The sequence below is a fragment of the uncultured Amnibacterium sp. genome (assembly GCF_964244015.1).
Lineage (GTDB): Bacteria > Actinomycetota > Actinomycetes > Actinomycetales > Microbacteriaceae > Amnibacterium.
Genome location: NZ_CAXTHO010000030.1, coordinates 1 through 24,947 on the forward strand (window position 1 = coordinate 1; position 24,947 = coordinate 24,947).

The window sequence follows — 24,947 nt, forward strand, 5'->3', positions numbered from 1 at the left end:
TCTACCGACCGGCCGTCGAGCGCTTCGGATGGAAACAAGCGTCAGACCTTGTCCTACGACTGTGCTCAGGGCTTGACGACGCGGACCATACGCTCGCTCTGGGCGTCGTGTTCGAGCGGTAGCGGCGCGACCGCTCGGCCACGCCGAGCATCCCCTGGGTATCTCGCGCGCCTGCGTCCGAGACGGCGGCGCGGACCGACGTCTCGTTTGCACCTGCGATGATCCGCTTGTGAATTTGACGGACGCCCATCTGGAACAAGTCACGTGACTCAACCAACTCAGACAGACGAGCCCACCAGCGATTGGGACACCGCCCGCGACCGAGCCACAATGCTCCGGATCTGGCGTACCGAACCTTCCGTCGCGCGGCGGCGAGCGAACCGGTGGCTGGCACCAGTCTTAGCCGCGCTCTGGATTGTGAGCATCACCGCGCACCTGCTCGCGCTCCTCGACACTCACGCGCGGGACACCCTGCAGCTCGTCGGCAGCAGTGCCGCGCTGACCCTGATCATCCTCGGCGTGGTCTGGCTCTTCGTCGGCGGACAATTCAACCTCAACAGCCGATACGAGTCCCCCTGGATCCCGCTCACGAAATCAGACCGGCGCGGAATCCGACGACAACTCGCCCGCAAAGCACCGCTCGAGTTCGAACATACCGACGTCGTACTCGAACTCGCACACCAGCAAAGACGCCAAACCTTTGGCGCCCTCACCATCTTCGCTATCGAACTCCCCAACTCCCTCGGCGTCGCATTCACCAACCCGGACCCCGTCCTCCTCACCCTCACCTCCATCGGCCTGATCTTCTTCCTCGGGGTCGGTCTCTACTGCATCGCCGTCACCATCCGCCTCAACACCCCGATCCGCCAACTCACTCAGGCCGCAGCAACGTCCCAACCCCGATAGACGTCACTCCCGCAACTCCAGCCGACCGCAAGAACACAGCGCGCCACGCCGAACCGCTGCACCGCCGTGGCAATACGGCGCTGTGCGGTCCCTAGCGACTGAGGACCTCTGGCCCCGACGACATCGCCGACAACTGACTGCGTCTCAACTCAACTGCTCGTTCGCAAGACGGGCGCGAGGAAGACAAGACACCGGGAGCGGCTCGGCTGCCTACGTCAGGACGTCTCGAACGAGCCGCTGTGATGTCGGAGGTTCAGCGGGGCGAGGTCGCTCGCAGGATCTCGTCTGCGATTCGCTTCTGCTCAAGCAGTGCTGATCGTGCGGAGGTCAGCTGCGGACCGTGCTGCACGATCGCCTGCTTCTCGTAGGCCGCGAGGACCGCCGCCCGTAGACCGGGCAAATTTGTCGTCCGTTCGCAGGTGACGGCTGCCGACGCCACTCTGGTGTCATCCGGGGTGGGGAAGTTCATCGCCTGACTCCAAACTACTTCGGTCGGCGTGGAGAACGGGAACCCTCTGAGCTGCATGCAGCGGCTCCACGCGACCTGAAGGCGTCTGACGCGGGAATCTGCGTCGGTGCGGGCGAGTGACTCCCGCTTGTATGTCGCAATAATGGATAGTAATATCCATCATATGAGGACTCGCCCGCCGCTCCTCGCCCCGATCTTTCGATCCGAAGGCCAGGCACGTCTCCTTTCCGTCGCACTGCTCGACCAGGAGCGCACTCTCGCCGAGCTTGCCCGTCACGCCGACGTGGCATATCCGACCGCGCACCGCGAGGTCGGCCGGTTGATCGAAGCGGGAATCCTTGCCGAGCGCGTCGTCGGACGCACCCGACTCATCCACGCGGAGGAGTCGAGTCCGCTCGTCGCGCCGCTGCGACAGATCCTGCTCGTATCGACCGGCCCGACCACCCTGCTGCGCGCCGAACTGGCTGACATCGATGGCATCGAGCACGCGCTCATCTATGGATCATTCGCCGCACGACTCGACGGACGAGCTGGAGCATCACCGAACGACGTCGACCTCATGGTCATCGGCACACCCTCCCCCGACGAGGTCTACGACGCATGCGCTCGCGTCGAGGAGTCGGCGCGACGGCCGGTGAACCCGACGATCCTCACGCGGGCCGAAGCCGACGCGGACTCCGGATTCCTGAACAACGTCCGAGCGAATCCGATCGTCGTCCTGATCGGATCTGCGCCGTGGCAGTGACTCCGCTCTCGGACGCTCAGCGGGCAGCACTCACCGCGCTGGTCCGAGCAGGCCGGCTCGAGCTCGTGTCCCGGGATCAACCGCGAGCAGTGTCATTCCTGGACCAAGCCGCGGAGCGCATCAGCCAACTCCCGCTGCTCACCAGTCCGGCCGTTCGCTACGGGATCGCGTATGACGCCTGCCACGACGTCGGTGAAGCGCTGCTCGCCGCCTACGGGTATCGAACACGGGGCGGTGCCGGTCAGCACGAGGCGCTGGGCCGTGCCCTGAGGGCGGTCCTCAACTCCCCGCCAGCCGACGCAGCCGCCGCGCAGTTCGACCGCCTCCGACGAGCACGCAACCAGGACCGCTATGAGGCCAGACCAGTCGGCTCGGCGGATGCCATCAAGGCCGTGGAGGTCGCAGGAAACCTCCACGCTGCCGCCGTCGGTCTCCTCCGCTTGTAAGCGCTCGGTACAGCACGCGCGACGACGCGGTCAGCTCGGGCCGCCGGGTCGACGGCGGTGTGCCGAATCGCTATCGCCGTATCGCCGGGCCGAGCCCGCGGACGACGAGCAGGCTCCGGTGTCGCCGGTGAGCGGGACCGGAGGCCGGAGTCTGACAGGAAGCCCTCACTCCTCCGGCAGCGGAGGGAACGCCGCCTCCAGGATCTCGGCGGTCGTCGGGTTCACCATCTCGTTGCGGCGGATGTAGTGCTGCACCGTGATTCGCGGGTCGGCGTGGCCGAGTAGCTCGGCGGCGAGGTCGACGCCGGCGTGCGCATGGACCGCGGTCGCGACGGTGCGGGGGAACGTGTGCGGGCTGACGTCGTCGAGTCCCGCCCGGGCGAGCACGCGGCGCAGCTGGTTCCGCACGTTGTTCGGCGTCAGCGGCGTCCCGTTCCGACTGCTGAACAGCAGCGCGTCCGGCGAGCGGTCCGTGCACACCGCCAGGCGTCGGCGTGCGGCCTCGGCCGCGAAGCTCGGCACGGCGACGGTGCGGCGGGCGGTCTTCGGGTGGTCCTGCCGCTCCGGAGGCGCACCCGTCGGGCAGACGATCGTGCCAGCGAGACGGATCGTGGGCGGGGCGACTGCGGCGTCGATGTCGCGGCGGCGGATCGCGAGGACCTCCCCGATCCGGGCCGACGTGCCGAGCATCACCTCCACGATGGCGCCGAGCTGCCCGTCTGGGCTCGGGCCGGAGCCTCCGCTACCCCGCTCCCAGGCACGGATCGCCAGCCGGATCGCGGTCACCTCGATTGCCGTCAGCGCGGTCGGGTCCGCCCGCGGTCTCGTGGTTCGGGCGATCGACTCCATCGGGTTGCGGACCAGCACCTCATGCCGCACCGCGCGGCCGAACGCCTGCCGCAGCACGTTCCGGGCGTGCTTGGCCCGGCTGTAGCTGGCCTGCCGCAGCTGCTTGATGAACCGATCACAGCGCGCAACGCCGATCTCCCGCAACGTCAGATGCTCGAACTCCGGCAGCACGAGGTGGGTCATGTTCCAGCGGTACAGCCGCTTCGTGCCGGGCGCGAGGTCCGGGTTGCCCTCCATGTCGGCGAGCCAGTAGTCGGCAAGGTCCTTGAAGGTGCTGTCCGCCGTCAGGTCGGAGTTGCCGGGGCGGTACTCGGCGCGGGCGGCGAGCTTCTCCTTCAGCGCCCGCTCTGCGGCGGCGCGGGTGCGGCCGGAGGCCTGCACCATCCGGGTGACGCCGTCCCAGTCGCGGAACCGGATCCGGGCCGTGACCGTGCCGGAGTCGGCGGTCGAGCAGGCGATGTCGCCTGCGGTGGCGATCGGCAGGCGCGGCCTCACCACCGGGTCACCGACCGCTCGGGTCGCGCCGCTGCTGCAGCCGCGCCTCGACGTTGGGGACGGCGAACATCAGCCGCTTCCCGATTCGGTACGCCGGCGGCCCGAGGCGACGCGACCGCCAGTCGTACACGGTCGCGACCGGCACACCGAGGTAGGTCGCGAGTGTCTCGAGGTCGATCAGCGGCTGCAGGCCAGCGATCGCCGCCGGCCGGGTCGGGAGTGAGTCCATACCGACCAGGTGCGCAACCCGGCCCAGGATCCAGTGGAGACCGGAGCCATCCAGGGCGGGGACCCGGTTCGGAGCGGCTGAGGAGGGGTTTTCGATGACTTATCGATGACCTGCGCATTTGCACCAAACGAAGAAGGCCGGAAACCCGCGGGTTTCCGGCCTTCACGCTCTGACAAACAAGTGGTTGCGGGGGCAGGATTTGAACCTACGACCTCTGGGTTATGAGCCCAGCGAGCTACCGAACTGCTCCACCCCGCGATGCGTGCGAAAGACTATCACGGGGAGGACGTCGGGCGGACTCAGCCCTCCGCCGCGATGGCCGCGTCGATCGCGGTCTGCAGGTCCTGGTCCGCCTGCGCGGCGGCCACGAGGTCGTTCTTGGCGTACGCCGCCGCGCGTGCGGCGAGGGCGGTCTTGGCGTCGGCGAGGGCCTTCTGCAGCGCCGCGTTGTCCTTCGTCGTGCCCGACCCGCCGCCGGTGGTGGTACCCGGAGTCGTCCCCGAGCCGCTGCCGTTCGACGAGTCCGGGGTGTCAGCGCCGGAGTCGCCGCCGAAGAGCGAGTTCAGCGACTGGTCGAGCGTGTCCTCGAAGGCGACGTTGTTGCCGAACGAGGTCAGCACCTTCCGCAGCAGCGGGTACGACGATGCGGACGCCGACTTCACGTAGACGGGCTCGACGTACAGCAGGCCGCCCGCGACGGGGATCGTCAGCAGGTTGCCGTAGATGACGCTCGAACCGCCGGCGGTGGTCCCTCCGATGTTCAGCAGGTTCAGCTGGGACTTGATCGTGGCGTTCGATTGGAACTGCGCCTGCACCTGCGTCGGCCCGGACACGACGGTGTTCCGGGGCAGCACGAGGATGCGGAGCTTCCCGTAGTTCGAACGCTTCTCGCCGGAGGTGGATCCGGCATCGGCATCGACCGCGACGTAGCCCGTCAGCGGTGCGTTGGACCCGGTCGTCGTCGAGTTGGGGATGTAGGTCGAGTAGAGCGAGAACGTGGGAGTGGACTGGCCGGGCAGCTTCATCGTCAGGTAGTAGGGCGGCTGCTGGGTGTTGCTGTCGTCCGCCGCAGAGGAGGACGGGTCGGTCGGGGTCTTCCACTGGTCGTCCTTCCGGTAGAAGGACGTCGGGTCGCTGACGTGATACGTGCCGAGGATCGCCCGCTGCACGCGGAACAGGTCCTCCGGGTAACGGACGTGACTCATGAGCGACCCGCTCATCTGCGACATCGGTCGCACGGTCGACGGGAAGATGCTGCTCCAGGCCTTGAGCACCGGGTCGCCAGCGTCCCACGCGTACAGCGTCACCTTGCCGGTGTAGGCGTCGACGGTCGCCTTCACCGAGTTGCGGATGTAGTTCAGGTTGTCCGTCGCGTACGTCGCCGCGGAGTTCGTGCTCGTGTCGGACAGCGCGCTCGACAGGCTCTCCGTCGAGGAGTAGGGGTACGACGTCGAGGTCGTGTAGCCGTCGACGATCCAGACCACGCGTCCGCCCACGACGGTCGGGTAGGGGTCCGAATCGAGCGTCAGGTACGGCGCGACCTTCTGCACCCGGGTCAGCGGGTTGCGGTCGTACAAGATCTGCGACTTCGCATTCACGCCGTCGGTCGACAGCAGGATCTGGTCGGAGGAGAACTTCAGCGCGTAGACCAGGCGGTTGAAGAGGTTGCCGACGCTCGGCCCGCCCTCCCCCTCGCCCGTCGCATTGTAGGTCGTGTTCGTCTGCGTGCCGTTGGCGGCGTTGCCGCTGACGTAGTCGAGCTCGAGCGGCTTCGCGTTCGCCGGCGCGCCGACGACCGAGAACGTCGGCGACTCCTCGCCGAAGTAGATGCCCGGCTCGGTCACGTCGAGCGAGCCGCTCGACGGGATGTTGGATTCGAAGAAGGAGGGCGCACCGTCGCTGGTGCGCCGGTTGCCGTAGGCGGCGACGAGGCCGTAGCCGTGGGTGTAGACGAAGGTGTCGTTGAAGGCCGACGAGTTGGGCAGGCCGCCCTGGTTCAGCTCGCGCACCGCGACGACGGCGTCCTGCGACGTGCCGTCGATCGAGTACCGGTCGACGTCGAGGAACGTCGGGAACTTGTAGTACTGCTTGAACTGCTGCAGCTGTGCGAACGTCGGCGACACGACCTTGGGGTCGATGATGCGGATGTTCGCCGTCGTCTGCGCATCGGCGCTGAGCGCGCCCTGCGTCGCGGTCGTCTTCGCGTCGTAGGCGATCTGCTGCACGCCCGCGACGTCGTAGGCGTCCTGCGTCGCCTTGATCGCGTTGGTGATGTAGTCCTTCTCGAGGCTGCTCTCGTTCGGCTTCACCTGCAGGTTCCACATCGCCCACGGGAAGACGGACCCGACGACGATCGACGCCACGACGAGCAGCGCGGTGCCGACGAGCGGGAGGCGCCAGCGCCCGATCACCGCCGTGACGACGAACAGCGCGGCGACCAGCAGGGCGCAGACCGCGAGGATCAGCCGGCCGGGGATGACCGCGTTCACGTCGGCGTACGCCGCACCGGTGATGAGCCCACCTGTCGCGGTGTCGGAGAGGGTCGTGAACTGGTCGAGGTACAGGCTGATCGCCTGCACGATCAGGAACACCGCGACCGTGACCGAGACCTGCACGCGCGCGGCTCGGGACACACGCACGTCGCGGCCGACGATGCGGATGCCGCCGTAGAGGTAGGCGGTCGCGAGCGACGCGATCACGCTGACCACCAGCACGGCGGACGCGAAACCGACGATGCCGTGCAGGGCGGGGAGCTGGAACAGGTAGAAGCCGACGTCCAACCCGAAGACCGGGTCCTTCTTGCCGACGCTCGTGGAGTGCAGCAGCAGCAGGATCGGCTGCCAGCGCGCAGCGGCGGACACCCCGGCGAACAGGCCCACGACGACGGGGACGCCGATCATGACGACACGGCGCAGCGGCTCGATGACCTGCTGGTACCGGTCGAGCTGGGCGGTGAGCTTCGCGTACACCGGCCGCAGCCGGTAGGCGAGCTGGATGGTCACGATCACGGGCACGGCCATCGCGAGGAACCCGATCACGAACAGCGCCGCGATCGTGAGCCACTCGGTGTAGAGCACACCCGAATAGCCGAGCTTCCCGAACCAGAGGGCGTCGGTGTAGAGCCCCGCGAACAGGAAGAACCCGATGAGGAGGACCACCACAACGCCCAAGGTGATCGCGAGTGCCGCGCGTCGACGTCGTGCCGGCGCTGCTGTCTGCGTCGTCACCCGGCTGAGGATACCTGGGCGGCGCACGTCGGCAGACCCGGCCCGGGGCCCCGCTCGCGGACCTCGTCGAGCGTCGCGACGGCGTTCGACAGGGTGGTCACAGGAACCACATCGAGACCGTCAGGGATGTGGCCGACGACTTCGTCGCAATTGTCCGCCGGCGCCAGGAACAGCGTCGCGCCCGCGGCCCTGGCCGCGGACATCTTCTGCACGATGCCGCCGATCGCCCCGACCTGGCCGTCGCCGCAGATCGTGCCGGTGCCGGCGACGTGCCGGCCGCCCGTGATCGCGCCGGGCGTCAGCTTGTCGATGATCCCGAGGGCGAACATCATCCCGGCGGAGGGGCCGCCGACATCGTCGATCTTGAGCTGCACCGTGAAGGGCGGCGTGATGACGGCGGACGTCGACACCCCGAGCAGCGGCCGGGTGCCGCCCGTGCCGTCCGCGACGGGCCTCGGAGTGATCCGGACCGTCATCGAGGCGCCGGCGCGGCTGATCAGGATCGTCGCCGCCTTCGTGCCGTTCGCGATCACCGCGTTCTGGAGGGAGCAGGCGTCCCCGATCGCCGTGCCGTCATAGGACGTGACGACGTCACCCTCCTGCAGCACGCCGCTCGCAGCCGAGCCGCGCTCGACCTTCTCGATCGCGACCGTGCCCTTCACCGGGTCGCCGAGCTGCGTCAGCGCCGCCGCGATCGCGCTCTGCTGCGAACCCGTCATCTCCTGCGCGCTCTGCTGCTCGGCCTGGCCCTGCGTCTGACCCTGCGGGAACACCGCCTCCAGCGGGATCACCGCCTTGCTCGGGTCGAGCCACGCCTCCGCGAGGTCGAACCAGGAGGGCCCACCGGTCGTGCTGCCGAGTACGGACACCGTGAGCAGGTCGAGCCGCCCGGTCGTGGGGTAGGTCGTGCGCCCCGGGATGGAGATCAGCGGTGCGCGGTCCTTGCCCGTGCCGGCTGAGCCGAGCGTGTCGTAGACGGGGCCGGGCTGCTCGACCGCGTACGGGGACGGGAGCAGCGCGACGACGAACACGAGCAGGATCGCGGCGCCGGCGATCAGGGTGGGCCGGCTCGGACGCGTGTGCGCGCCGAGCGAACGCGACCGTGGAGCCTGCATCGAGCGCCTAGCGTAAGCGCATGGCTGATGAGCCGGAGGACGCCTCCGAGCCGGATCTGCAGGAGATGCTGCGCCGGATGATGGCCGGCGGAGGCGCGCCGGACACCGCGGCGCTCGCGAAGGCGATGGGGTTGCCCGGTGGCGCTGCCGGGCTCGAGCAGCTGATGGCGCAGCTGCGGCAGGCGATGCAGAACCCCGACGGCAAGATCGACTGGTCGATCGCGACCGATCAGGCCATCGCCGCCGCCGGGGCGGGCACGCTGTCCGCGACCGACCGGCAGACGACGGAGGGGCAGCAGGCGTTCTCCGTCGCCGGCCTGTGGCTCGACGAATCGACCGTGTTCGACACGCTGCCCGAGTCCCCGAGCACCCTGACCCGCACGCAGTGGATCCGCGCGACGATGCCGTTCTGGATCCAGCTCGCCGAGCCGGTCGCGCTGCGCATCGCCGACTCGCTGACCAGCGTCTTCACCGAGCAGATCCCGACCGAGATCGCGGGCGAGCTCGCCGCGCGGGTGCCCGACGTCGGCCGGATGCTGCAGCAGGTGTGCGGCACGATCTTCGCCGCGCAGCTCGGCGCCGTCGTCGGCGGCCTCGCGGCCGAGGTGGTCTCGGGCGGCGACGTCGGCGTCCCCCTCCTGCCCGACGGCAAGGCGGCGCTGCTGCCGCAGAACCTCGACCCGTTCGGCGAGGGCCTCGACATCGACCAGCAGCAGATCACGCTCTACCTCGCCGTCCGCGAGCTGGCGCACGCTCGCCTGTTCCGCCATGCGCGCTGGCTGCGCCTCGGCCTCACGAGCACGATCGGCGACTTCTCGAAGGACCTCGGCGTCGACCTCGACCAGGTGCAGCGGTTCGCGGAGGGCTTCGACCCGACCGACACCGAGCGGCTCAAGGAGGCGTTCTCCTCCGGCGAGCTGATCCCGCCGAAGACGGAGTCGCAGGAGGCCGCGCTGAACCGCCTCGAGACGACGCTGGCGCTCGTCGAGGGCTGGGTCGACGTCGTCACCGCCGACGCGACCGCACGCCTGCCGAAGTCGGCCGCGATCGCCGAGACGGTACGCCGCAGACGTGCGACCGGCGGCCCGGGCGAGCAGGCGTTCGCGACCCTCGTCGGCCTCGAGCTGCGGCCGCGGCGGCTGCGCGAGGCGGCGGCGATGTGGCGCAGGGTCACCGACGCGCTCGGCACCGCGGGCCGGGACGCGCTCTGGTCCCACCCGGACCTGCTGCCGACGGCTGCAGACATCGACGATCCCGACGCGCTGATCGCCCGTCTCACCGCGGCCGAGCCGGCCCAGGACGACGTCGATCGCGAGCTGGAGGACCTCCTCCGCGGTGACGACCCGCCCCCTCCGGTCTGAGTCCTCGGCCCGACCCACGCTCCGCAGCGCGCGGATGCCGACGGACGAGTCCTTCCGTTTTGAAGGAGTTCTCCGGCCTTCGGCGGACGAACTCCTTCAAAACGGAACCGCCTGTGGAGAGCGCCGAGCGCGCTGCCGCCGGAGCCGCGAGGATCCCCGAGTGCTCCGCATCGATCCGGCCGCGACACCGCTGTGGCGGACGCCCGACAGCCTGCAGTTCGGGCACGATCCCGAGCTCGCGCGGCTCGAGCGGGTGCCGCCCGGCGCGGAGGAGGTGATCTCCGCGCTCGTGCTCGGCACGGACCGGCGCGGGCTGGCGGCCGTCGCCGCGGACGCCGGGTTCGAGGATCTCGATGCGCTGCTCGCACGGCTCGACCCGGTCCTGCTCCGCACCGGGCCGGAGCCGCCGCCGCTCGCCGTGGCGCTCGACGGACCCGAGGACCTCACCGCGATGGCGCGTCCCTGGTTCGGCTCCTCCGCCGCCGCTCGGCCCGACGTCGTCGTGATCCTCGCGCACCACCTGGTCCCACCTGCCGACACCGTGCGGGCGCTCGCGGAGGACCGGCCGCACATCGCGCTCGTGTTCGACGACCAGGCCGCGGTCGTCGGCCCCTACGTCGTGCCCGGGGCCACGCCCTGCCTCCGCTGCGCCGAGGAGTACCGCCTCGACGATCCCGCCCGCCGCGCCGTCGCCGCACAGCTGCTCCGCCGAGGGCCGGCCAGGACGACGACGTCGATCGGCACCCGGCTCGCCGCGTTCGCCGCGCTCGGTGACGCGCTCGACGCGCTGCGCCTCCACCGCGACACGGGGCTCGAGGGCGCGGCGCTGCGGATCGCGGAGGGCGGCGGGTTCAGCCGCGAGCGCCGGCCCTGGCACGCGCGGTGCTCGTGCCGGTCGGCTGACGGACCTGCACCGACGGCCCCAGCTCGGTCAGGAAGCGGGACGACCGGCGTTCCCCCGGCCGCGGCGCCGCCGATCGCGCCCACGACATCCTGAGGCGGTCGCGCGCGCGAGTCATGCCGACGTAGAGCAGCCGGCGCTCCTCATCCACCTCCGCCGCGGTCGTCGCGTAGGAGATCGGCAGCAGCCCCTCCGAGCAGCCGATGAGGTACACGACGGGCCACTCGAGGCCCTTCGCAGCGTGCAGCGTGAGCACCGACACCGCGCTGACAGGCGGCTCGTGCTGCGCGGCGGCCCGCTCGGCGAGGTCCGCCACGAACCCGGTCAGCGTGGTGCCGGGCGGTGCCTGCTCGGCGAGGGTGCCGAGCGCATCGAGCAGCTCCCACCGGGAGCGCTGCTCGCCGGGGCCCTGCGGCGCGTGATGCGTGTGACCGAGCTGCCGGAGGGCGTCGCTCACCGACTTCATCAGCGGCTCCTCCAGCCGCGCCTGCACGGCGGCGCGCAGCAGCTCCACCGCCTTCCGGACGACGGGCTGCTCGAAGTACCGCCGGGCCTTGCCGGTCGTGACCGGCACGCCCGCGCCGGCGAACGCCTGCTCGAGCATCGCGGCCTGCGCGTTGATCCTCACCAGCACGGCGATGTCGCCCGGCGGTGTCCCGCCCGCGATCTGCGCTGCGACCGCCAGCGCGACCCCGGCCGCCTCGTCCGCGTCGTCGGCGTAGTCCCGGACCTGGATCGCGGGCTCCCTCGGGTCCGCCGCCCGGCGCACGGCACTCAGCGTCAGCGCGCCGCGCCGCCCGGTCATCAGCGCGTTCGCGGCCTTCACGACCCCGTCGACGGACCGGTAGTTGTGCTCCAGCCGGATGACGGAGGCGCCGGGGCGCTCGCCGAAGCGGAGGAGGTACTCGTTCTGCGCGCCCGCGAACGAGTAGATGGTCTGGCTCGCGTCGCCGACCACGCAGACGTCGGAGTGGTCACCCAGCCACGCGTCGAGCAGGTGCTGCTGCGCGGGCGAGACGTCCTGGTACTCGTCGACCGTGAAGAAGCGGTACTGCTCCCGCACCTCGGTCGCGACGGCCGGCTCGGACTCGATCATCCCGGTCGTGGCGAGCAGCACGTCCTCGAAGTCGAGCAGCCGCTGCTCGTCCTTGAGGGTCTCGTAGCGCTGCTGCAGCGCGACCATCGCGTCGACGTCGAGACCCTGCGGCATCACCCGGTCGATCGCGAGCGCGGCGTACCTGTCGAAGCCGATCGCGGCGGTTTTGCGGTACTCGATCTCTCCCGCCGCGTCCTTCAGCGCCGCGGTGCCGAGTCGCATCCGCAGCCCCTCCGCCGCCCGCGCGACGAGCCGCGCCTTGGCATCGAGGATCGACGGCGCCGGCGACCCCATCAGCTCCGGCCAGAAGTGGTTCAGCTGCGCCAGCGCCGCGGAGTGGAACGTGCGCGCGGCGATGCCGGGCGCGCCGAGGGCCGCCATCCTGGCCCGCAGCTCGGCCGCCGCCCTGGTCGTGAACGTCAGCGCCATGACCCGCTTCGGCGGGAAGACGCCGGTGGCGACGCCGTAGGCGATCCGGTGCGTGATGGTCCTGGTCTTGCCGGTCCCGGCGCCGGCGAGCACGCACACGGCGCCGGTCAGCGTCTCCGCGGCGGCGCGCTGCTGCTCGTCGAGCGCGTCGAGCAGCGCCTCGGCAGCGCTCACCAGTCGCCCTCGAGCCTGCCTCCGTACCAGTGCTCGATGATCGCCCGCGCGATCGAGGTGCGACCCGGCAGGTGCAGCGTGGTGCCGGCTGCGGCGAGCAGCTCCTCGCGGGACCACCAGCGGGCCTCGCGGATCTCCTCGCCGTCGGGCTCCGCCTCGACCTCGCCGTCGTCGACGGTCCGCGCCAGGAAGCCGACCATCACGCTGGCGGGGAAGGGCCACGGCTGCGACCCGAGGTACTCGGCCTCGCCGACCCGGACCCCGACCTCCTCGAACACCTCGCGGCGCACCGCGGACTCGAACGACTCCCCCGGCTCGACGAAGCCGGCGAGCACCGAGACCCGGCCCTCGGGCCACGCCTGGTTCCTCGCGAGCAGGAGGCGGTCCAGCCCGTCGACGACGCCCATGATCACGGCGGCGTCGGTGCGGGGGAACACGTGCTCACCGCTCGACTCCTGATCGAAGCCCTCCGGGTGCCGCACCCAGCCGCCGCGCCCCGGCACGGTCGGGACACCGCTGCGCGGCGAGAACCCGGCGACGCGATGCCAGTTCGCGAGCCCGAGCAGCTCGGCGAACAGTCCGGCGTCCCGCGCGGACAATCGAGCGCCGTCGAGCCGCAGGTCCGCCCACACGCCTTCACCGGGCAGGTCGGCCTCGACGGGCGGCTCGGTATAGACCGCGCCGAGCACGACGGTGCCGACGGACGGCTCGCCGTCTTCCGTCGTGCGGCCCAGGTAGAGCAGCAGCGCGGGTTCGGGGAGGGAGGCGGGGGGCACGAGCGCGAGACCGGAGCCGTCCGCCGTCAGCAGCGCGCGGCCGCCCGCGAGGACCGCGACCCTGGTCGCCGGATCAGCCCAGGAGTCCTCGAGCACGCCGGGCCGGTCGCGCGACAGGGCGTCCCGGTCGAGCGTGCTGCGTGAGAGCGGAAGCGAATCGCTGAACCCCGACGCCATCGTGCGATGCACCTCTCCCCGGCGCGGACACGCCGATGCCGCCGGACCCCCGGGAGGTCCCCCGACCTAGCCTGGTCGGCATGCCCAGGCACCGCTTCACCCTAGCCGCGCTGGCGACACTGGCCGTTCCCGGCCTCGACGTCGCCGTCACGCGGACCTTCACGGGCGGCGGCGACGGCCAGCACGACGCGGCGCTGCTCACCGACGCGGCCGGCGACCATTTGGTCGTCCGGGCCCCGGTCGACGAGCAGGCGGGCGCCCGGCTCACCGCGGAGATCGCCGTGCTGGCCGCGCTCACGCCCGGTGTGCGCGCCCGGCTCCCGTTCGCCGTGCCGAGCACCGTCGGGGTCCTGCCCGCGCCGCAGGCGGTCGTCAGCACCTACCTCCCCGGCGTCCGCCTGCAGCCCGCCTCGGTCGGCGCGGGCAGCGCGCTCGCCGGATCGATCGGCAGGGCGATCGCCGCGATCCACGAGCTGCCCACCGCCGTGGTCGCCGACGCGGGCCTCCCGGTCGCGACGGCAGCGGAGTGCGTGAAGGGGGTGGAGGAGCTGATCGCGCGCGCCGACGCCACCGGCGACGTGCCGCTCGAGCTGATCCACCGCTGGACCGCTGCCGCAGCCGACCCGACCCTCTGGCGCTTCCGGCCGTGCGTCGTGCACGGCGGTCTCGCCGCCGAGAGCCTGCTCGTGACGCAGAAGGAAGACCTCGACGGCAGGGTCACCGGGGTGCTCGGGTGGGCGGGCCTGCAGGTCGGCGACCCGGCGCGGGACGTCGCCTGGGTGCTCGGGCTGCCCGCGGCCGGGGCCGCCGGATCCGTGCTCGACACCTACACGGCCACGCGCGGCCGCGGCTCCGATGCGGCGATCGCCCGCCGTGCCCTGCTGTACGCCGAGCTCGAGATCGCGCGCTGGCTGCTGCACGGCGCGGACCGGGGCGACGCCGTCGTCGCGGACGACGCGGTGCAGATGCTCGAGGCCCTGCTCGCGTCCGTGCTGGAGGGGACGGGCGGCACCCTCGTCGGCGAGCGGCTGCCGACCCTGACGGTCACCGAGGTCGAGCGGATGCTCGACGCCCGCCGTCAGCGCGCAGCGGGCGCATCGCGGGCGCCGCTCGCCGCCCACGCCTCGCGCAGCTCCTCCGCGGAGTAGACCCGCTGCGGCCGCACGACCAGATCGTGCGCGACGTAGTAGAACGCCGCGTCGATCGCGGCCGGGTCGATGCCCTCCCTGCTCGCGTACGCGAAGCGGTAGAGCGCGAGCTGCAGCTGCTTCAGCTCCGCGTCGGCGGTGGAGGTCGGCGGTCGGCCCGTCTTCCAGTCGACGATCTCGAACCGGCGCTGTCCTGAGGCACTCGAAGGGTCGCCGCGCCGGAACACCGCGTCGATCTTGCAGACCAGGATCCTGCCCTCGAACGGCACCTGGATCTCGGTCTCCACCTCGAGCGGCTCGAGCGCGCCCCACTCGCTGGCCTCGAACGTGCGCTGCAACGCCTCGAGACCGGGCACGTCGTCGTCGGGCTCGATCGACTCGTCCCGCTCGGAGCGGCCGGCGTCGACGAGCTCCTCCGACGCCGGCACCCCCGCGCGGCGCTCCACCCACGCGTGGAAGACCGTGCCGAGCCGGGTCGCGCGGTACGGCCGTTCCGGCATCGGGCGGCGCACGGCGTCGACGACGGCGTCGAGGTCGTCGACGAAGTCCTTGAAGCGGGAGGCGGGGATCCGGTCGGGCAGGACCGTCCGGCCGCCGGCCGCCCGGCGGGCCCGCTCGGCGAGCAGCACATCGACGGAGCGCGCCCAGCGTCCGCCGTCGCCGGAGGCCGCGGCGACCGCATCGGCCGCCTCCTGCACCGCGTCCCGCCTGCCCGCGAGCGGATCGGCGGGCCAGCGGAGCGTCTCGGGGGGCGCGCCCTCGGGACGCTCGTCGAACGCGGACGACTGCGGCGGCTGCGTCACCACGCCGGCCGCCGCGACATCGGTCAGGAACGAGGAGGCGGCACGGGCGCTGCGCTGGCCGCCCCAGAACGACCCGGACAGCAGGAGGCGGTGCCGGGCCCGGGTGACGGCGACGTAGGCGAGGCGGCGCTCCTCCGCGAGCAGCATCGCCGTGACCGAGTCCTTGAAGCTCCGCACGGCGGTCTTCAGCGCCTTCCGGTCCTCGAGCGCGCGCCAGTCGAGCACCGGCAGCTCGTCGGCGTCGCCGCGGAACGCGTAGGGCAGCACCCCGGCGGTCAGCCAGCCCTTGCTGCTCTGCGGCTTGGCCGGCAGCTCGTCGGCGACGAGGCGCGGCACGGCGACGAGGTCCCACTCGAGCCCCTTCGACCCGTGGATCGTGAGCACCTGCACGGTGCCGGCCTCGGGCGGCTCGCTGCGCGGCGACAGGTCCTCCTTCTGCTCGGCGGTCTGCAGCCAGCCGAGGAACCCGCCGAGGGTCGACGACTCCGACACCGCCAGGTAGCCGGACAGCGCCTCGTCGAACGCCTCGAGCGGCGCCGGGCCGAGTCGGCGCTCGTTCGCGGCGACCTCGATGTCGAGGCCGAGCGTCTCGACCGTCAGGCGCACGAACCCGGGCAGATCCCCGCCGGACCGCGCGCGCAGCCCGGCGAACAGCGCGCCCGCCTCGCGCAGGCGCCGGAGGCCCTCGTCGCTGAAACCGGCGATCGCGCTGTGGGTCCTCCGGCGAGCCAGGAAGTCGAGCGCGTCGACGATCGAGGCGCTCTCCCCCTCGGCGAGCGAGCGGTCGAAGGCGGCCGCGACCTCGGGCTGCAGGCGCCGCTCGGTCGGGTCGTGCCGCTCGAGCCACCGCGCCAGGTGCTGCAGCGCCGCGAGGTCCGCCGGCCCGATCCGCCATCGGCCGCCGGCGAGCAGGCGGACGAGCTCCGGTCCCGCCTGGGCGTCGTGCACGATCCGCAGGCCGGCGACGAGGTCCATCACCTCCGGCTCGAGCAGCAGGCCGCCGACGCCGAGCACGTGGTACGGCACACCGGCGCGACGGAACGCGGCGAGGAACTCGGGGAGCGTCCGTCGTGCCCGCACGAGCATCGCGGCGGAGGGCGGTCTGGACGCCTCCGCGAGCGCGGTGCGGAACCAGCCCGCGACGGCGTCCGCCTCCTCCGCAAGCGTCTCGGGGAAGACCGTGTCGACCTCGTGCTCGGAGGCGGCCGGCGACGGGTCGAGCCGACCCACCGGCACGCGCGCGGCGGCCGACAGCGGCTCCGCGATCGCGTTCGCGGCGGCGAGGATCCTGGTGCCGTTCCGCCAGCTGGTGCTCAGCGCGTGCACCGCGACGGACCCGTCCCCTACGGTTCCTGAGGCTCTCGAAGGGCCGAAGTCGCGGGCGAAGTCGTCGAGGTTCGCCGCCGAGGCTCCGCGCCAGCCGTAGATCGACTGGTGCGGGTCGCCGACCGCCATCACCGCGCCGCCGGCGAACAGCCGGGCCAGCAGCCGCGTCTGCACGACAGAGGTGTCCTGGTACTCGTCGAGCAGCACGACGCGGTGCCGCGCGCGGATCGCCTGCACGACGTCGGGCGCCGCGGCCGTGATGTCGAGCGCGAGCGACACCTGGTCGCTGTACTGCACCGCCCCGATGGCCCGCTTGGCGTCCCGGAACGCCTCAGCCAGCCGCAGCAGCGTCGGCAGGGTCCGCGCCGGCACCAGCGCCTCGTCGACCTCGCCCTGGTAGACGCTCCTGCCACCGTAGGGGAGCGCTTCGATCGCCGCGCCGTACGCCTCCGCCATCGCGGCGACCGCTGCCGGGTCGGCGGCGTGCTCGCCGAGCCCGTTCGCGACATCGAGCACGAGCTGGGTGATGCGGTCGACGCCGAGGTCGAGCTCGGCGATCTCCGGGTCCGGCCACTCGACCACCACGCGCCGCGCGAGCTGCCAGGCCGACGCCTCCCCGAGCACGACACCGTCCGCGTCTCGGCCGATCCGCACCGCGTTGTCGCGGTACAGCCCGTTCGCGAAGGCGTTGTAGGTGGACACTACCGGCGGATCGAAGGGGTCGTAGTCCTCGGCGAGCCCGGCCGCCGACAGCATCGCGAGGCGCTCCCTGACGCGCTCGGCGAGCTCGGAGGCCGCCTTCCTGGTGAAGGTCAGCCCGAGGACCTCGGAGGAGCGCGCCCGCCGGTTCGCGAGCAGCCAGAGCACCCGCATCGCCATCGTCTCGGTCTTGCCGCTGCCGGCACCGGCCACCACGAGGGCCGGACCGAGCGGCGCCTCGATGATCGCCAGCTGCTGCTGCGTGGGCGGCGGCCTGCGGAGGCGGTCGGCGATCTCCAGGGCGGAGACGACCCGCGTCACGGTCTGCTCAGCGCCGCCTACCTCAGCCACCGCAGACCTCCGGCACCCGCAGCAGCATCGGGCGGAACGGGCTGGAGCCGAAGCGGATCTCGGGCTCGACGGGGCCGTCGAACCGGGCGGCGGCCATCCCCTCGGCAGCCGCGGCGAGCCGGTCCCTGAACGCGTCCGCCGTCTCGTCGTCGAGCGCCCGCTGCGTGAGCAGCGCGTACGGCTCCTTGCCCTTCTGGCGGACGAACAGCAGCGCTGCTCCCCCGCTCGGCGCCGACGCGTCGATGCCGTCGACGACGCCGGCGCGCACCGCGAGCTGGTAGACGCCCAGCTGCGCATGCCGTGCGGTCTCGGGGCCGGAGGGGCGGGTTGATCCCGTCTTCAGGTCCACGACCCGCACCCGCCCTGCCCGGTCCTGCTCGACGCGGTCGATCGTGCCGGTCGCGAGCGCCCGGCCGACCGGGAACTCGAACGTCGTCTCACCGCCGAGCAGGACCGAGCCGTCGGCCGCGACGTCCGCGAGGTACCGCGAGATCGAGCCGATCATCCGGTCCGCGAGCCGGTGCTCCTTCGCCTCGATCCAGTCCGCCTCGAAGTCGAGCTCACGCCATCGGCCCTCCAGCGCGGCGAGCATCGCGGCCTCGTCCGGCGCGGTGGCCGTCTCGAGCACCCAGTGCAGCATCGTGCCGATCGCGCCGGCGAGCATCGGCTCACCTCCTGCCACCCGCTCGAGGAACCAGTCGAGCGGTGACGCCTCGAACCGCTCCAGCTTCGACGGGGAGACCCGCACGGGCTGCTCGGGATCGGGGACGAGCGGCTCGTCCGTGCTGATCCCGGCGAGGCCCCACCACGACGCCGGCGCGGCGCCGGGCACGTCCGCACGGGCGAGGCGACCGAGCGCCGCCGCGGCCTCGCCCCGAGCATCCGGCGGGCCGTTCACCGCGGTGCGGCGCAGGAGGCCGACGACCGGCCGGAGGGCGTTCGGCGCGGTCGCCAGGGTGTCGGGAGCGGGACCGTCGGCGAGGCCGAACAGCACGCTCGGCGCCTCGTCGTCGTTCGCCACCGCGGCGAGCAGCAGCACCGACCGCGCCCGCGACGCGGCGAGCGCGAACAGGCGCAGCTCGTCGGACAGGACGGCCCGCCGCTCGTCCACCGGCGACGCCGGCACGCCGCGGCCGTCCAGCCGGGCGACCAGCTCGCCGAGCGCCAGCAGGGAGCCGCGCGGCCGCAGGTTCGGCCACACGCCGTCCTGGAGGCCTGCGATGACGACGGTGTCGAACTCGCGGCCGGCGACGCCGACCGGGGTCGTGACGAGCACGCCGTCGCGCAGACCGCGCGGCGCCAGCGAGTCGTCGACGACGTCCGCCTCCAGCCGCGCGGTCAGGAACACCGCGGCCGGGTCGGTCGGGCCGCGCTCCGCGGCGCGCGCCGCGGAGGCAAAGAGCGCGACGACGTCGTCGAGGTCGCGGTTCGCCTCCGCCGCGACCAGACCGGCGCCGAGCGCGCGCTCCCGCCACACCGGTGCGAGACCGCTCGAGTCCCACACGTGCCAGAGCAGGTCCTCCGCCGACGCCCCGGTCGCGTCGAGCTCGCGGACCTGCTGCAGGGTCTGCGCGAGCCGGGCCGCCCGTCGCGCGAGCGGACTGTCGATGGTCGCGAACCGATCCGGCGCGGCGAGCGCGTCGACGAGCAGCTCCCCGGCGGTGCGCACGCCGCCTCCGCCCAGCTCCTCCACCCGCAGCGCGAGCCGGAGCCGTCGGAGCGCGAGCCGATCGAGGCCGCAGAACGGGCCGGTCGCGAGCGAGACGGCGGTCTCGGGCGTGAGCGGGATCAGGCCGAGCGCCACCGCGACGACCTCGACGAGCGCTCGCGCGGCGCGGTCCACGGCGTCCTGCGCGGTACCGGCGGTGACCGCTGGCACCCCCGCGATCTCGAGTGCGCGGGCGAGCGGCTCGACGAGCGCGCCGGAGCGGACGACGACGGCCTGCTCCGCGAACGGCACGTCGTGCTCCAGGTGCCGGTCCCGGAGGAGGTGCGCGACCCGGGCCGCGAGGGCCCCCGGCCCGTCGGCCTCGACGGACAGCACCGGCGCACCACCGGGGCGCGCGGTCGCGACCCGCTGCGGGCCCGCGAGCGCGGTGCCGATCCGCTCGGTGACCTTCGCGACGAACCGGCGGATCGTGTCCGGGTGCCGGTGCACGGTGCCGAGCTTCAGGCGCGCGGGGGCCTCGATGCCGAGTCGCTGCTCGAACCGGCCCAGCAGGTCGGGCTCGCCGCCGCGGAACGTGTCGGCCGCGATGTCGGGGTCGCCGAACGCGATCACCGCGCAGCCGCGCTCGGCGAGCGCCGCGAGCAGCCCGACCGCGGACTCGCCCAGGTCCTGCATGTCGTCGACCACGACGAGGCGCAGGCTGCCGGCCAGATCGCCGGGTCGGTCGCGCAGCACCGCCGCGGTGGCGAGCGCGACGAGCTCGGCCGAGTCGAAGGCGTCGGGCTCCACGGCGGGCAGGATCTCGAGGTACTGCCGCCAGAACGCCGCGGCCGCACGCCACTCCTGCCGCCCGGCCATCGCGCCGAGATCGGCGAGCTCCACCGGATCGACGTCGCGTTCCGTGCAGCGCGCGAACAGCTCCCGCAGCTCGCCGCGGAACGCGCGGGTCCCCCGCACCTCCGGCCCCAGCCGCTCGGGCCACACCACCCCGGAGCCGGGCAGCAGCTGCCCGATCAGTCGGTCCTGATCGCCGCCGGAGAGCAGCACCGGGGCGTCGCGCCCGTCCTCCGCGGCCTCGCGCCGTGCGATGTCGAACGCGAGCGACGCGGCCGTGCGGGCGAGGGGAGCCGAGACGGGACGCCCGACCTCGAGCAGCAGCCGGTCGCGCAGCCGGGACGCCTGCGCGCGTCGCGGGGCGAGCAGCAGCACGGCGTCGGGGGTGAGCCGCCCGCTCCTGATCCGGTCCGCCACGAGGGCGACCGCGGTCGTCGTCCTGCCCGTGCCCGGCGCGCCCAGCACGACCGCCGACGCACCGTCGGGCAGCGCGAGCACGGCCGACTGGTCGAGGTCGAGGGGCGGGAGGTCGGGCACGGCTCGGACAGTAGGGGCGGGGACCGACATCGCCTGTCCGCCCACCGCGGAACGGCCGTCGCGCAGCGGGCGACGCGCGGGATACTGGCGGCGGGCCGGTCGCAGACCGGCCGAACCGCAGTCCTCCGCCCGTTCGCGCGGAGGAGCAAGAAAGGGGGCGGCCTCGTGGAGGTGCGCATCGGGATCCAGAACTCCGGCCGGGAGCTCGCGTTCGAGAGCGCGGACTCGCCTGCCGCCGTGCAGAAGACCATCGGCGACGCGATCGACAAGAAGGCGACGCACTTCACCCTCACGGACGAGAACGGCCGCCTGTACCTCGTGCCGACGGCGTCGCTCGCCTACGTCGAGGTCGGCAGCGAGCGCACGCGGCGCGTCGGCTTCGTCGCCTGACATGCAGCTGATCTACGCCGAAGCGGTCTCGATCGTGCTCGGTCTGGCCGCGCACGCGGTGCTGCCGCGGCGCGCCCTCACCGGCGTGCTGCTGCTGCCCGCGGTCGCGGGGGTTGCCGGCGCGATCGTATGGGTCGGGCTGACGTGGGCGCAGGTCGCGCAGGGCGGCCCGGCCATGTGGCTCGCGTCGCTGCTCGCGGCGGCGCTGTCGGCGGTCGCGGTCGGCGTCCCCCTCCGCGCGTCCCGCCACCGCGCCGACGAGAGCCGACTCGCCGCCGCGTGAGCCCGAGCGCTTCAGCAGGATTCAGCGCCTTCAGCAGGACGGAATCGCCGATCCTGTCCTGCTGAAGCTCCTGAGTCCTACTGAAGTGCTCGACCGGCAGTTACGCGGTGAGGCCCAGCCGGTCCATGCGGCGGGTGTGGGCCGCGATCAGGTCGTTCAGGATCGGTTCGACGCGGCGCGCCTCCGTGCTGGCCGGCTGACCGGCGGCATCGCGGACGTCCGCGAGGGCCGAGCGGGCGACGAGGAGCGTGTCGCCGACGAGCCGCCGCCCCCACAGCGCGAGGCGGGAGCCGAGCCGCTCGTCGACGGCCAGTCCCTGCTCGAGCACCGCGACGAGCGCGTCGTGGCCGATGTCGCGCTGCAGGATCGGGACGACCCGGCGCGCGTCGGGCTCGGGCAGGCCGGCGGCGAGCCCGGCGAAGAAGTCGTCGAGCAGCCCGGCGGAGAGATGGAGGGTCAGCACCGACTCGTGCCATCCGGAGTCGGCGAGGCGCCGCCGGTAGCGATCGATGTCGGCGGTGAACGGGTGCATCGCCGCCGCGGAGACAGCACCCCGCGCCTCGATCAGCGCGGTCAGCTCGGAGTGCTGATCGAGCACGGCAGCGGCGACGCGCGTGATCGCCTCGCGGTCGCCGAGATCGGTCGCCCTCCCTGCCACCGCGGAGGCCGACTCGAACAGCGCGAGCTTGAGGTAGGCGACCCGGCCCAGCAGCGCCTCCGTGTCCGGTCGCAGGTCCCCGAGCGCGATGCGCTCGACCTTGGCAGGAGCATTCCGCCGGGGACGGGGCACGGACGGACGCCGTCGTCCCAGTCGGATCACCCGGTAAGCATATTGGCGGCGGCTATCATGAGTCCGTGGTCCGCCGTGGCGCGGACCCGCACGCGCCGGTCAGGAACGCACGATCTCGGCGCACCCGCGCGATCCGTTCCGTGATCCGCGCGAACCTCCGCGCCTCACGCGCGCCGATCCGACAGGCACATCCCTCTTTTGACATTCGCAGAACTCGGCGTCGACCAGGACCTGGTCGACGCGCTCACCGGGCACGGGATCCTCGAGCCGTTCCCCATCCAGGCGCAGACCGTCCCCCTCGGCCTCTCCGGCCAGGACATCATCGGCCAGGCCAAGACCGGGACGGGCAAGACCCTCGGCTTCGGCCTGCCGATCATCCAGCGCCTCGGCCACGACCCGAAACCCGGCGTGCAGGTGCTCGTCGTCGTCCCCACCCGCGAGCTGTGCGTGCAGGTCGCCGAGGACCTCGTGATGGCGACGGCCAACCGCCCCACCACGGTCGCGGCGATCTACGGCGGCAAGGCGTACGAGGGGCAGATCGAGGCGCTGAAGGCCGGCGCCCAGATCATCGTCGGCACCCCCGGCCGCCTCCTGGACCTCGCGGGCCAGCGCCTGATCTCCTTCGCCGACGTGCGCGAGATGGTGCTGGACGAGGCCGACAAGATGCTCGACCTCGGCTTCCTGCCCGACATCGAGAAGCTCTTCGCGCAGACCCCGCCGACCCGCCACACGATGCTGTTCTCCGCGACGATGCCCGGCGCGATCGTCGCGCTCGCGCGCCGCTTCATGAACCGCCCCGTGCACATCCGCGCGACGGACCCCGACGAGGGTCTGACGCAGGCCAACATCGAGCACCTCGTCTACCGGGCGCACTCGCTCGACAAGGACGAGGTCATCGCCCGCATCCTGCAGGCGGAGGGTCGCGGCAAGACCGTGATCTTCACCCGGACCAAGCGGGCCGCCGCCCGGCTGCAGGAGGAGCTGACCGACCGCGGCTTCGAGGCCGCCGCCGTGCACGGCGATCTGGGCCAGGACCAGCGCGAGCGCGCGATGCAGTCGTTCCGCACCGGGAAGAAGGACGTCCTGATCGCCACCGACGTCGCCGCCCGCGGCATCGACGTCGACGACGTGACGCACGTGATCAACCACACGATCCCGGAGGACGCGGACGCGTACCTGCACCGCGCCGGGCGCACCGGGCGCGCTGGGAAGACCGGCATCGCGGTGACCTTCGTGGACTGGGACGACCTGCACAAGTGGGCCCTGATCGACAAGGCGCTCGAGTTCGGCAAGCCGGAGCCGGTCGAGACCTACTCCTCCTCCCCCCACCTGTTCGAGGAGCTGCACATCCCCGCCGGCACGAGGGGGCGCCTGGCGCATGCGCAGAGCGCCGCTGCGGCCGCCGCCGCCCGGGCCGCGAGAACCGCCGAGAGCACGGACTCCCGGCCCGCGCGGTCCGGTTCCTCCGAAGGCGGCGACTCCCGGCCCGCGCGGTCGCGGGGTCGCTCCCGCCGCACCTCCGACGGTGCCACCACCGCGACGGTGCCGGCGTTCATCGAGCCGTCGCAGCCCGCGGCCGCCGAGGGCTCGGCGAGCGAGAGCGGCGCGCACGAGGGCGGCGCGCACGAGCAGCGTGTCCCGGGCTCCGGCACGCACGACGGTTCGGGCAACCCGCGCCGCCGTCGCCGCCGTCGCGGCCCGCGCCCGGCGACCCCCTCCGCCTGAGCACGACGGCAGGACTCAGCACGTTCAGCAGGACAGGTCGCACGATTCCGTCCTGCTGAAGCTGCTGAGTCCTGCTGAAGCGCTCGGAGGGCGCGTCCCGGCAGGGGCATGGAGCGGCCGCTAGCATCGCGGGATGCCGACCCCGTCCGACGTCGACATCTGGCCGCTGCTCGGTGTCCGTATCGCCGTGTCCGACATCGAGCTCGCGCCGGTGGACGACCGCACCGCCCTGGATCTCGGCCGGCTCGCGGCCAGCGGGATCCACGGCAACTTCCTGCCGTTCACCACGCCGTGGACGCGCGGGTCCGAAGTCGAGGTCGCGCGGAACGTCTTCCGATACCAGTCACGGCTGCGCCACGACATGTCGCCGGAGCACTGGTCGCTCGAGTTCGCCGCCCGGCTCGATCACACGCTGATCGGGGTGCAGAGCCTGGAGGCGGAGCGGTTCCCCACCACGCGCTCCGCGGAGAGCGGTTCGTGGCTCGGGCAGGCGTGGCAGGGCAAGGGCATCGGCACGCTGAACCGCATCGCGATCCTGACGCTCGCTTTCGACGGTCTCGGCGCAGCCGAGGTGACGACCTCCGCGTGGGCGGACAACGTCGCCTCCAACGCCGTGACCCGCAAGCTCGGCTACGAGCCGAACGGGGAGGAACGGCTGGACCGCGAGGGCCGCGTCACCGTGCAGAAGCGGTTCAGGATGTCCCACGCGATGTGGGACTCCCGCGGGCCGGACCTGCGCCCGCACGTGCAGCTCGACGGCGTCGAAGCGCTCCGCGACTGGCTCGGGATCGACTGACCCCTACCGGCACCGGACGCGACGGAACCGAGCACTTCAGCAGGACTGAGGAGCTTCAGCAGGACTCAGACGCGCATGTCGAGTCTCAGCAGGGATCTGACGTTTCTGTCTCAGGTCATCGCTGACGTTTGTGTCTCATGGCATCACTGACGTTTCAGCACGCTCGACCGGGTGGATGCTCGTCGTCGTGCTGTTCTGATC

The 24,947-nt window shown here is 72.4% G+C and carries 19 protein-coding genes and 1 tRNA gene; 9 read left to right on the forward strand and 11 right to left on the reverse strand.

Annotated elements, in window-relative coordinates; genetic code table 11:
• The first annotated feature begins 417 nt into the window (after positions 1-417).
• Positions 418-906 carry a hypothetical protein gene (locus tag ACFE67_RS05445; protein WP_375405856.1) on the forward strand — a complete coding sequence of 163 codons (489 nt, stop codon included), beginning with the start codon at positions 418-420 and terminating at the stop codon, positions 904-906.
• 253 nt (positions 907-1,159) lie between these two features.
• On the opposite strand, the gene ACFE67_RS05450 is transcribed toward ACFE67_RS05445, so the two are convergent.
• Positions 1,160-1,375, reverse strand: a complete 216-nt coding sequence (locus tag ACFE67_RS05450) for a hypothetical protein (RefSeq protein WP_375405857.1) — start codon at positions 1,373-1,375, stop codon at positions 1,160-1,162.
• Positions 1,376-1,658: 283 nt separating this feature from the next.
• On the opposite strand from ACFE67_RS05450, the gene ACFE67_RS05455 reads away from it, so the two are divergent.
• Both ACFE67_RS05455 and ACFE67_RS05460 read left to right on the forward strand, forming a co-directional pair.
• Positions 1,659-2,120 (forward strand): ArsR family transcriptional regulator, encoded by a 462-nt coding sequence (locus tag ACFE67_RS05455; protein WP_375405858.1) that lies wholly within the window; start codon positions 1,659-1,661, stop codon positions 2,118-2,120.
• A gap of 89 nt (positions 2,121-2,209) precedes the next feature.
• Positions 2,210-2,566: a hypothetical protein gene (locus tag ACFE67_RS05460; protein ID WP_375405859.1), complete on the forward strand. Its 357-nt coding sequence runs from the start codon at positions 2,210-2,212 to the stop codon at positions 2,564-2,566.
• Positions 2,567-2,731: 165 nt separating this feature from the next.
• Here the strand turns inward: ACFE67_RS05460 and ACFE67_RS05465 are convergent, their stop codons facing one another.
• The 5 genes from ACFE67_RS05465 to ACFE67_RS05485 form a co-directional block, all read right to left on the reverse strand.
• Positions 2,732-3,913, reverse strand: coding sequence for a tyrosine-type recombinase/integrase (locus ACFE67_RS05465; protein ID WP_375405860.1), 1,182 nt, complete (start codon positions 3,911-3,913; stop codon positions 2,732-2,734).
• 4 nt (positions 3,914-3,917) lie between these two features.
• Positions 3,918-4,139, reverse strand: a complete 222-nt coding sequence (locus ACFE67_RS05470) for a helix-turn-helix domain-containing protein (RefSeq protein ID WP_375405861.1) — start codon at positions 4,137-4,139, stop codon at positions 3,918-3,920.
• Between the two features lie 181 nt (positions 4,140-4,320).
• Positions 4,321-4,397 (reverse strand) — tRNA-Met (locus ACFE67_RS05475).
• A 41-nt stretch (positions 4,398-4,438) separates the two neighbouring features.
• Positions 4,439-7,366, reverse strand: coding sequence for a UPF0182 family protein (locus ACFE67_RS05480; RefSeq protein WP_375405862.1), 2,928 nt, complete (start codon positions 7,364-7,366; stop codon positions 4,439-4,441).
• Positions 7,363-8,481, reverse strand: a complete 1,119-nt coding sequence (locus ACFE67_RS05485; RefSeq protein ID WP_375405863.1) for a PDZ domain-containing protein — start codon at positions 8,479-8,481, stop codon at positions 7,363-7,365. The genes ACFE67_RS05480 and ACFE67_RS05485 overlap by 4 nt, the downstream gene beginning before the upstream one ends.
• Before the next feature lie 20 nt (positions 8,482-8,501).
• Here ACFE67_RS05485 and ACFE67_RS05490 point away from each other — a divergent pair, with 20 nt between their 5' ends.
• The gene (locus tag ACFE67_RS05490) at positions 8,502-9,842 is read left to right on the forward strand and encodes a zinc-dependent metalloprotease (protein ID WP_375405864.1); all 1,341 of its coding nucleotides are present in this window, start codon (positions 8,502-8,504) and stop codon (positions 9,840-9,842) included.
• Between the two features lie 851 nt (positions 9,843-10,693).
• On the opposite strand, the gene ACFE67_RS05495 is transcribed toward ACFE67_RS05490, so the two are convergent.
• Together ACFE67_RS05495 and nudC are read right to left on the reverse strand one after the other, a co-directional pair.
• Positions 10,694-12,445 (reverse strand): ATP-dependent helicase, encoded by a 1,752-nt coding sequence (locus ACFE67_RS05495; RefSeq protein WP_375405874.1) that lies wholly within the window; start codon positions 12,443-12,445, stop codon positions 10,694-10,696.
• Entirely contained in the window at positions 12,439-13,395 is a 957-nt protein-coding gene (gene nudC, locus ACFE67_RS05500; protein ID WP_375405865.1) for an NAD(+) diphosphatase, read from the reverse strand. The genes ACFE67_RS05495 and nudC overlap by 7 nt, the downstream gene beginning before the upstream one ends.
• 80 nt (positions 13,396-13,475) lie before the next feature.
• On the opposite strand from nudC, the gene ACFE67_RS05505 reads away from it, so the two are divergent.
• A complete protein-coding gene (locus ACFE67_RS05505) occupies positions 13,476-14,543 on the forward strand; it encodes a phosphotransferase (protein ID WP_375405866.1) in 1,068 nt (355 codons plus the stop codon).
• On the opposite strand, the gene ACFE67_RS05510 is transcribed toward ACFE67_RS05505, so the two are convergent.
• Positions 14,474-17,722 carry a UvrD-helicase domain-containing protein gene (locus tag ACFE67_RS05510; protein WP_375405867.1) on the reverse strand — a complete coding sequence of 1,083 codons (3,249 nt, stop codon included), beginning with the start codon at positions 17,720-17,722 and terminating at the stop codon, positions 14,474-14,476. The two genes, ACFE67_RS05505 and ACFE67_RS05510, sit on opposite strands and share 70 nt — an antisense overlap.
• Positions 17,715-20,762, reverse strand: a complete 3,048-nt coding sequence (locus tag ACFE67_RS05515; RefSeq protein ID WP_375405868.1) for an ATP-dependent helicase — start codon at positions 20,760-20,762, stop codon at positions 17,715-17,717. The genes ACFE67_RS05510 and ACFE67_RS05515 overlap by 8 nt, the downstream gene beginning before the upstream one ends.
• 165 nt (positions 20,763-20,927) lie before the next feature.
• Here ACFE67_RS05515 and ACFE67_RS05520 point away from each other — a divergent pair, with 165 nt between their 5' ends.
• Together ACFE67_RS05520 and ACFE67_RS05525 are read left to right on the forward strand one after the other, a co-directional pair.
• A complete protein-coding gene (locus ACFE67_RS05520; protein ID WP_375405869.1) occupies positions 20,928-21,152 on the forward strand; it encodes a DUF3107 domain-containing protein in 225 nt (74 codons plus the stop codon).
• 1 nt (position 21,153) lies between these two features.
• On the forward strand, positions 21,154-21,435 hold the full coding sequence (locus ACFE67_RS05525; RefSeq protein WP_375405870.1) for a hypothetical protein: 282 nt from the start codon (positions 21,154-21,156) through the stop codon (positions 21,433-21,435).
• Positions 21,436-21,535: 100 nt separating this feature from the next.
• Here the strand turns inward: ACFE67_RS05525 and ACFE67_RS05530 are convergent, their stop codons facing one another.
• Entirely contained in the window at positions 21,536-22,225 is a 690-nt protein-coding gene (locus ACFE67_RS05530; RefSeq protein ID WP_375405871.1) for a ferritin-like fold-containing protein, read from the reverse strand.
• Positions 22,226-22,423: 198 nt separating this feature from the next.
• On the opposite strand from ACFE67_RS05530, the gene ACFE67_RS05535 reads away from it, so the two are divergent.
• Positions 22,424-23,950 (forward strand): DEAD/DEAH box helicase, encoded by a 1,527-nt coding sequence (locus tag ACFE67_RS05535; protein WP_375405872.1) that lies wholly within the window; start codon positions 22,424-22,426, stop codon positions 23,948-23,950.
• A 133-nt stretch (positions 23,951-24,083) separates the two neighbouring features.
• Positions 24,084-24,746 carry a GNAT family N-acetyltransferase gene (locus ACFE67_RS05540; RefSeq protein WP_375405873.1) on the forward strand — a complete coding sequence of 221 codons (663 nt, stop codon included), beginning with the start codon at positions 24,084-24,086 and terminating at the stop codon, positions 24,744-24,746.
• The last annotated feature ends 201 nt before the right edge of the window (positions 24,747-24,947 follow it).

What these genes read in the sequence shown, in the direction of transcription:
- ACFE67_RS05450 (WP_375405857.1), bottom strand. Translation starts at nt 1,375, where the DNA reads ATGAACTTCCCCACCCCGGATGACACCAGAGTGGCGTCGGCAGCCGTC.
- ACFE67_RS05470 (WP_375405861.1), bottom strand. Translation starts at nt 4,139, where the DNA reads ATGGACTCACTCCCGACCCGGCCGGCGGCGATCGCTGGCCTGCAGCCG.
- ACFE67_RS05485 (WP_375405863.1), bottom strand. Translation starts at nt 8,481, where the DNA reads ATGCAGGCTCCACGGTCGCGTTCGCTCGGCGCGCACACGCGTCCGAGC.
- ACFE67_RS05490 (WP_375405864.1), top strand. Translation starts at nt 8,502, where the DNA reads ATGGCTGATGAGCCGGAGGACGCCTCCGAGCCGGATCTGCAGGAGATG.
- nudC (WP_375405865.1), bottom strand. Translation starts at nt 13,395, where the DNA reads ATGGCGTCGGGGTTCAGCGATTCGCTTCCGCTCTCACGCAGCACGCTC.
- ACFE67_RS05505 (WP_375405866.1), top strand. Translation starts at nt 13,476, where the DNA reads ATGCCCAGGCACCGCTTCACCCTAGCCGCGCTGGCGACACTGGCCGTT.
- ACFE67_RS05525 (WP_375405870.1), top strand. Translation starts at nt 21,154, where the DNA reads ATGCAGCTGATCTACGCCGAAGCGGTCTCGATCGTGCTCGGTCTGGCC.
- ACFE67_RS05540 (WP_375405873.1), top strand. Translation starts at nt 24,084, where the DNA reads ATGCCGACCCCGTCCGACGTCGACATCTGGCCGCTGCTCGGTGTCCGT.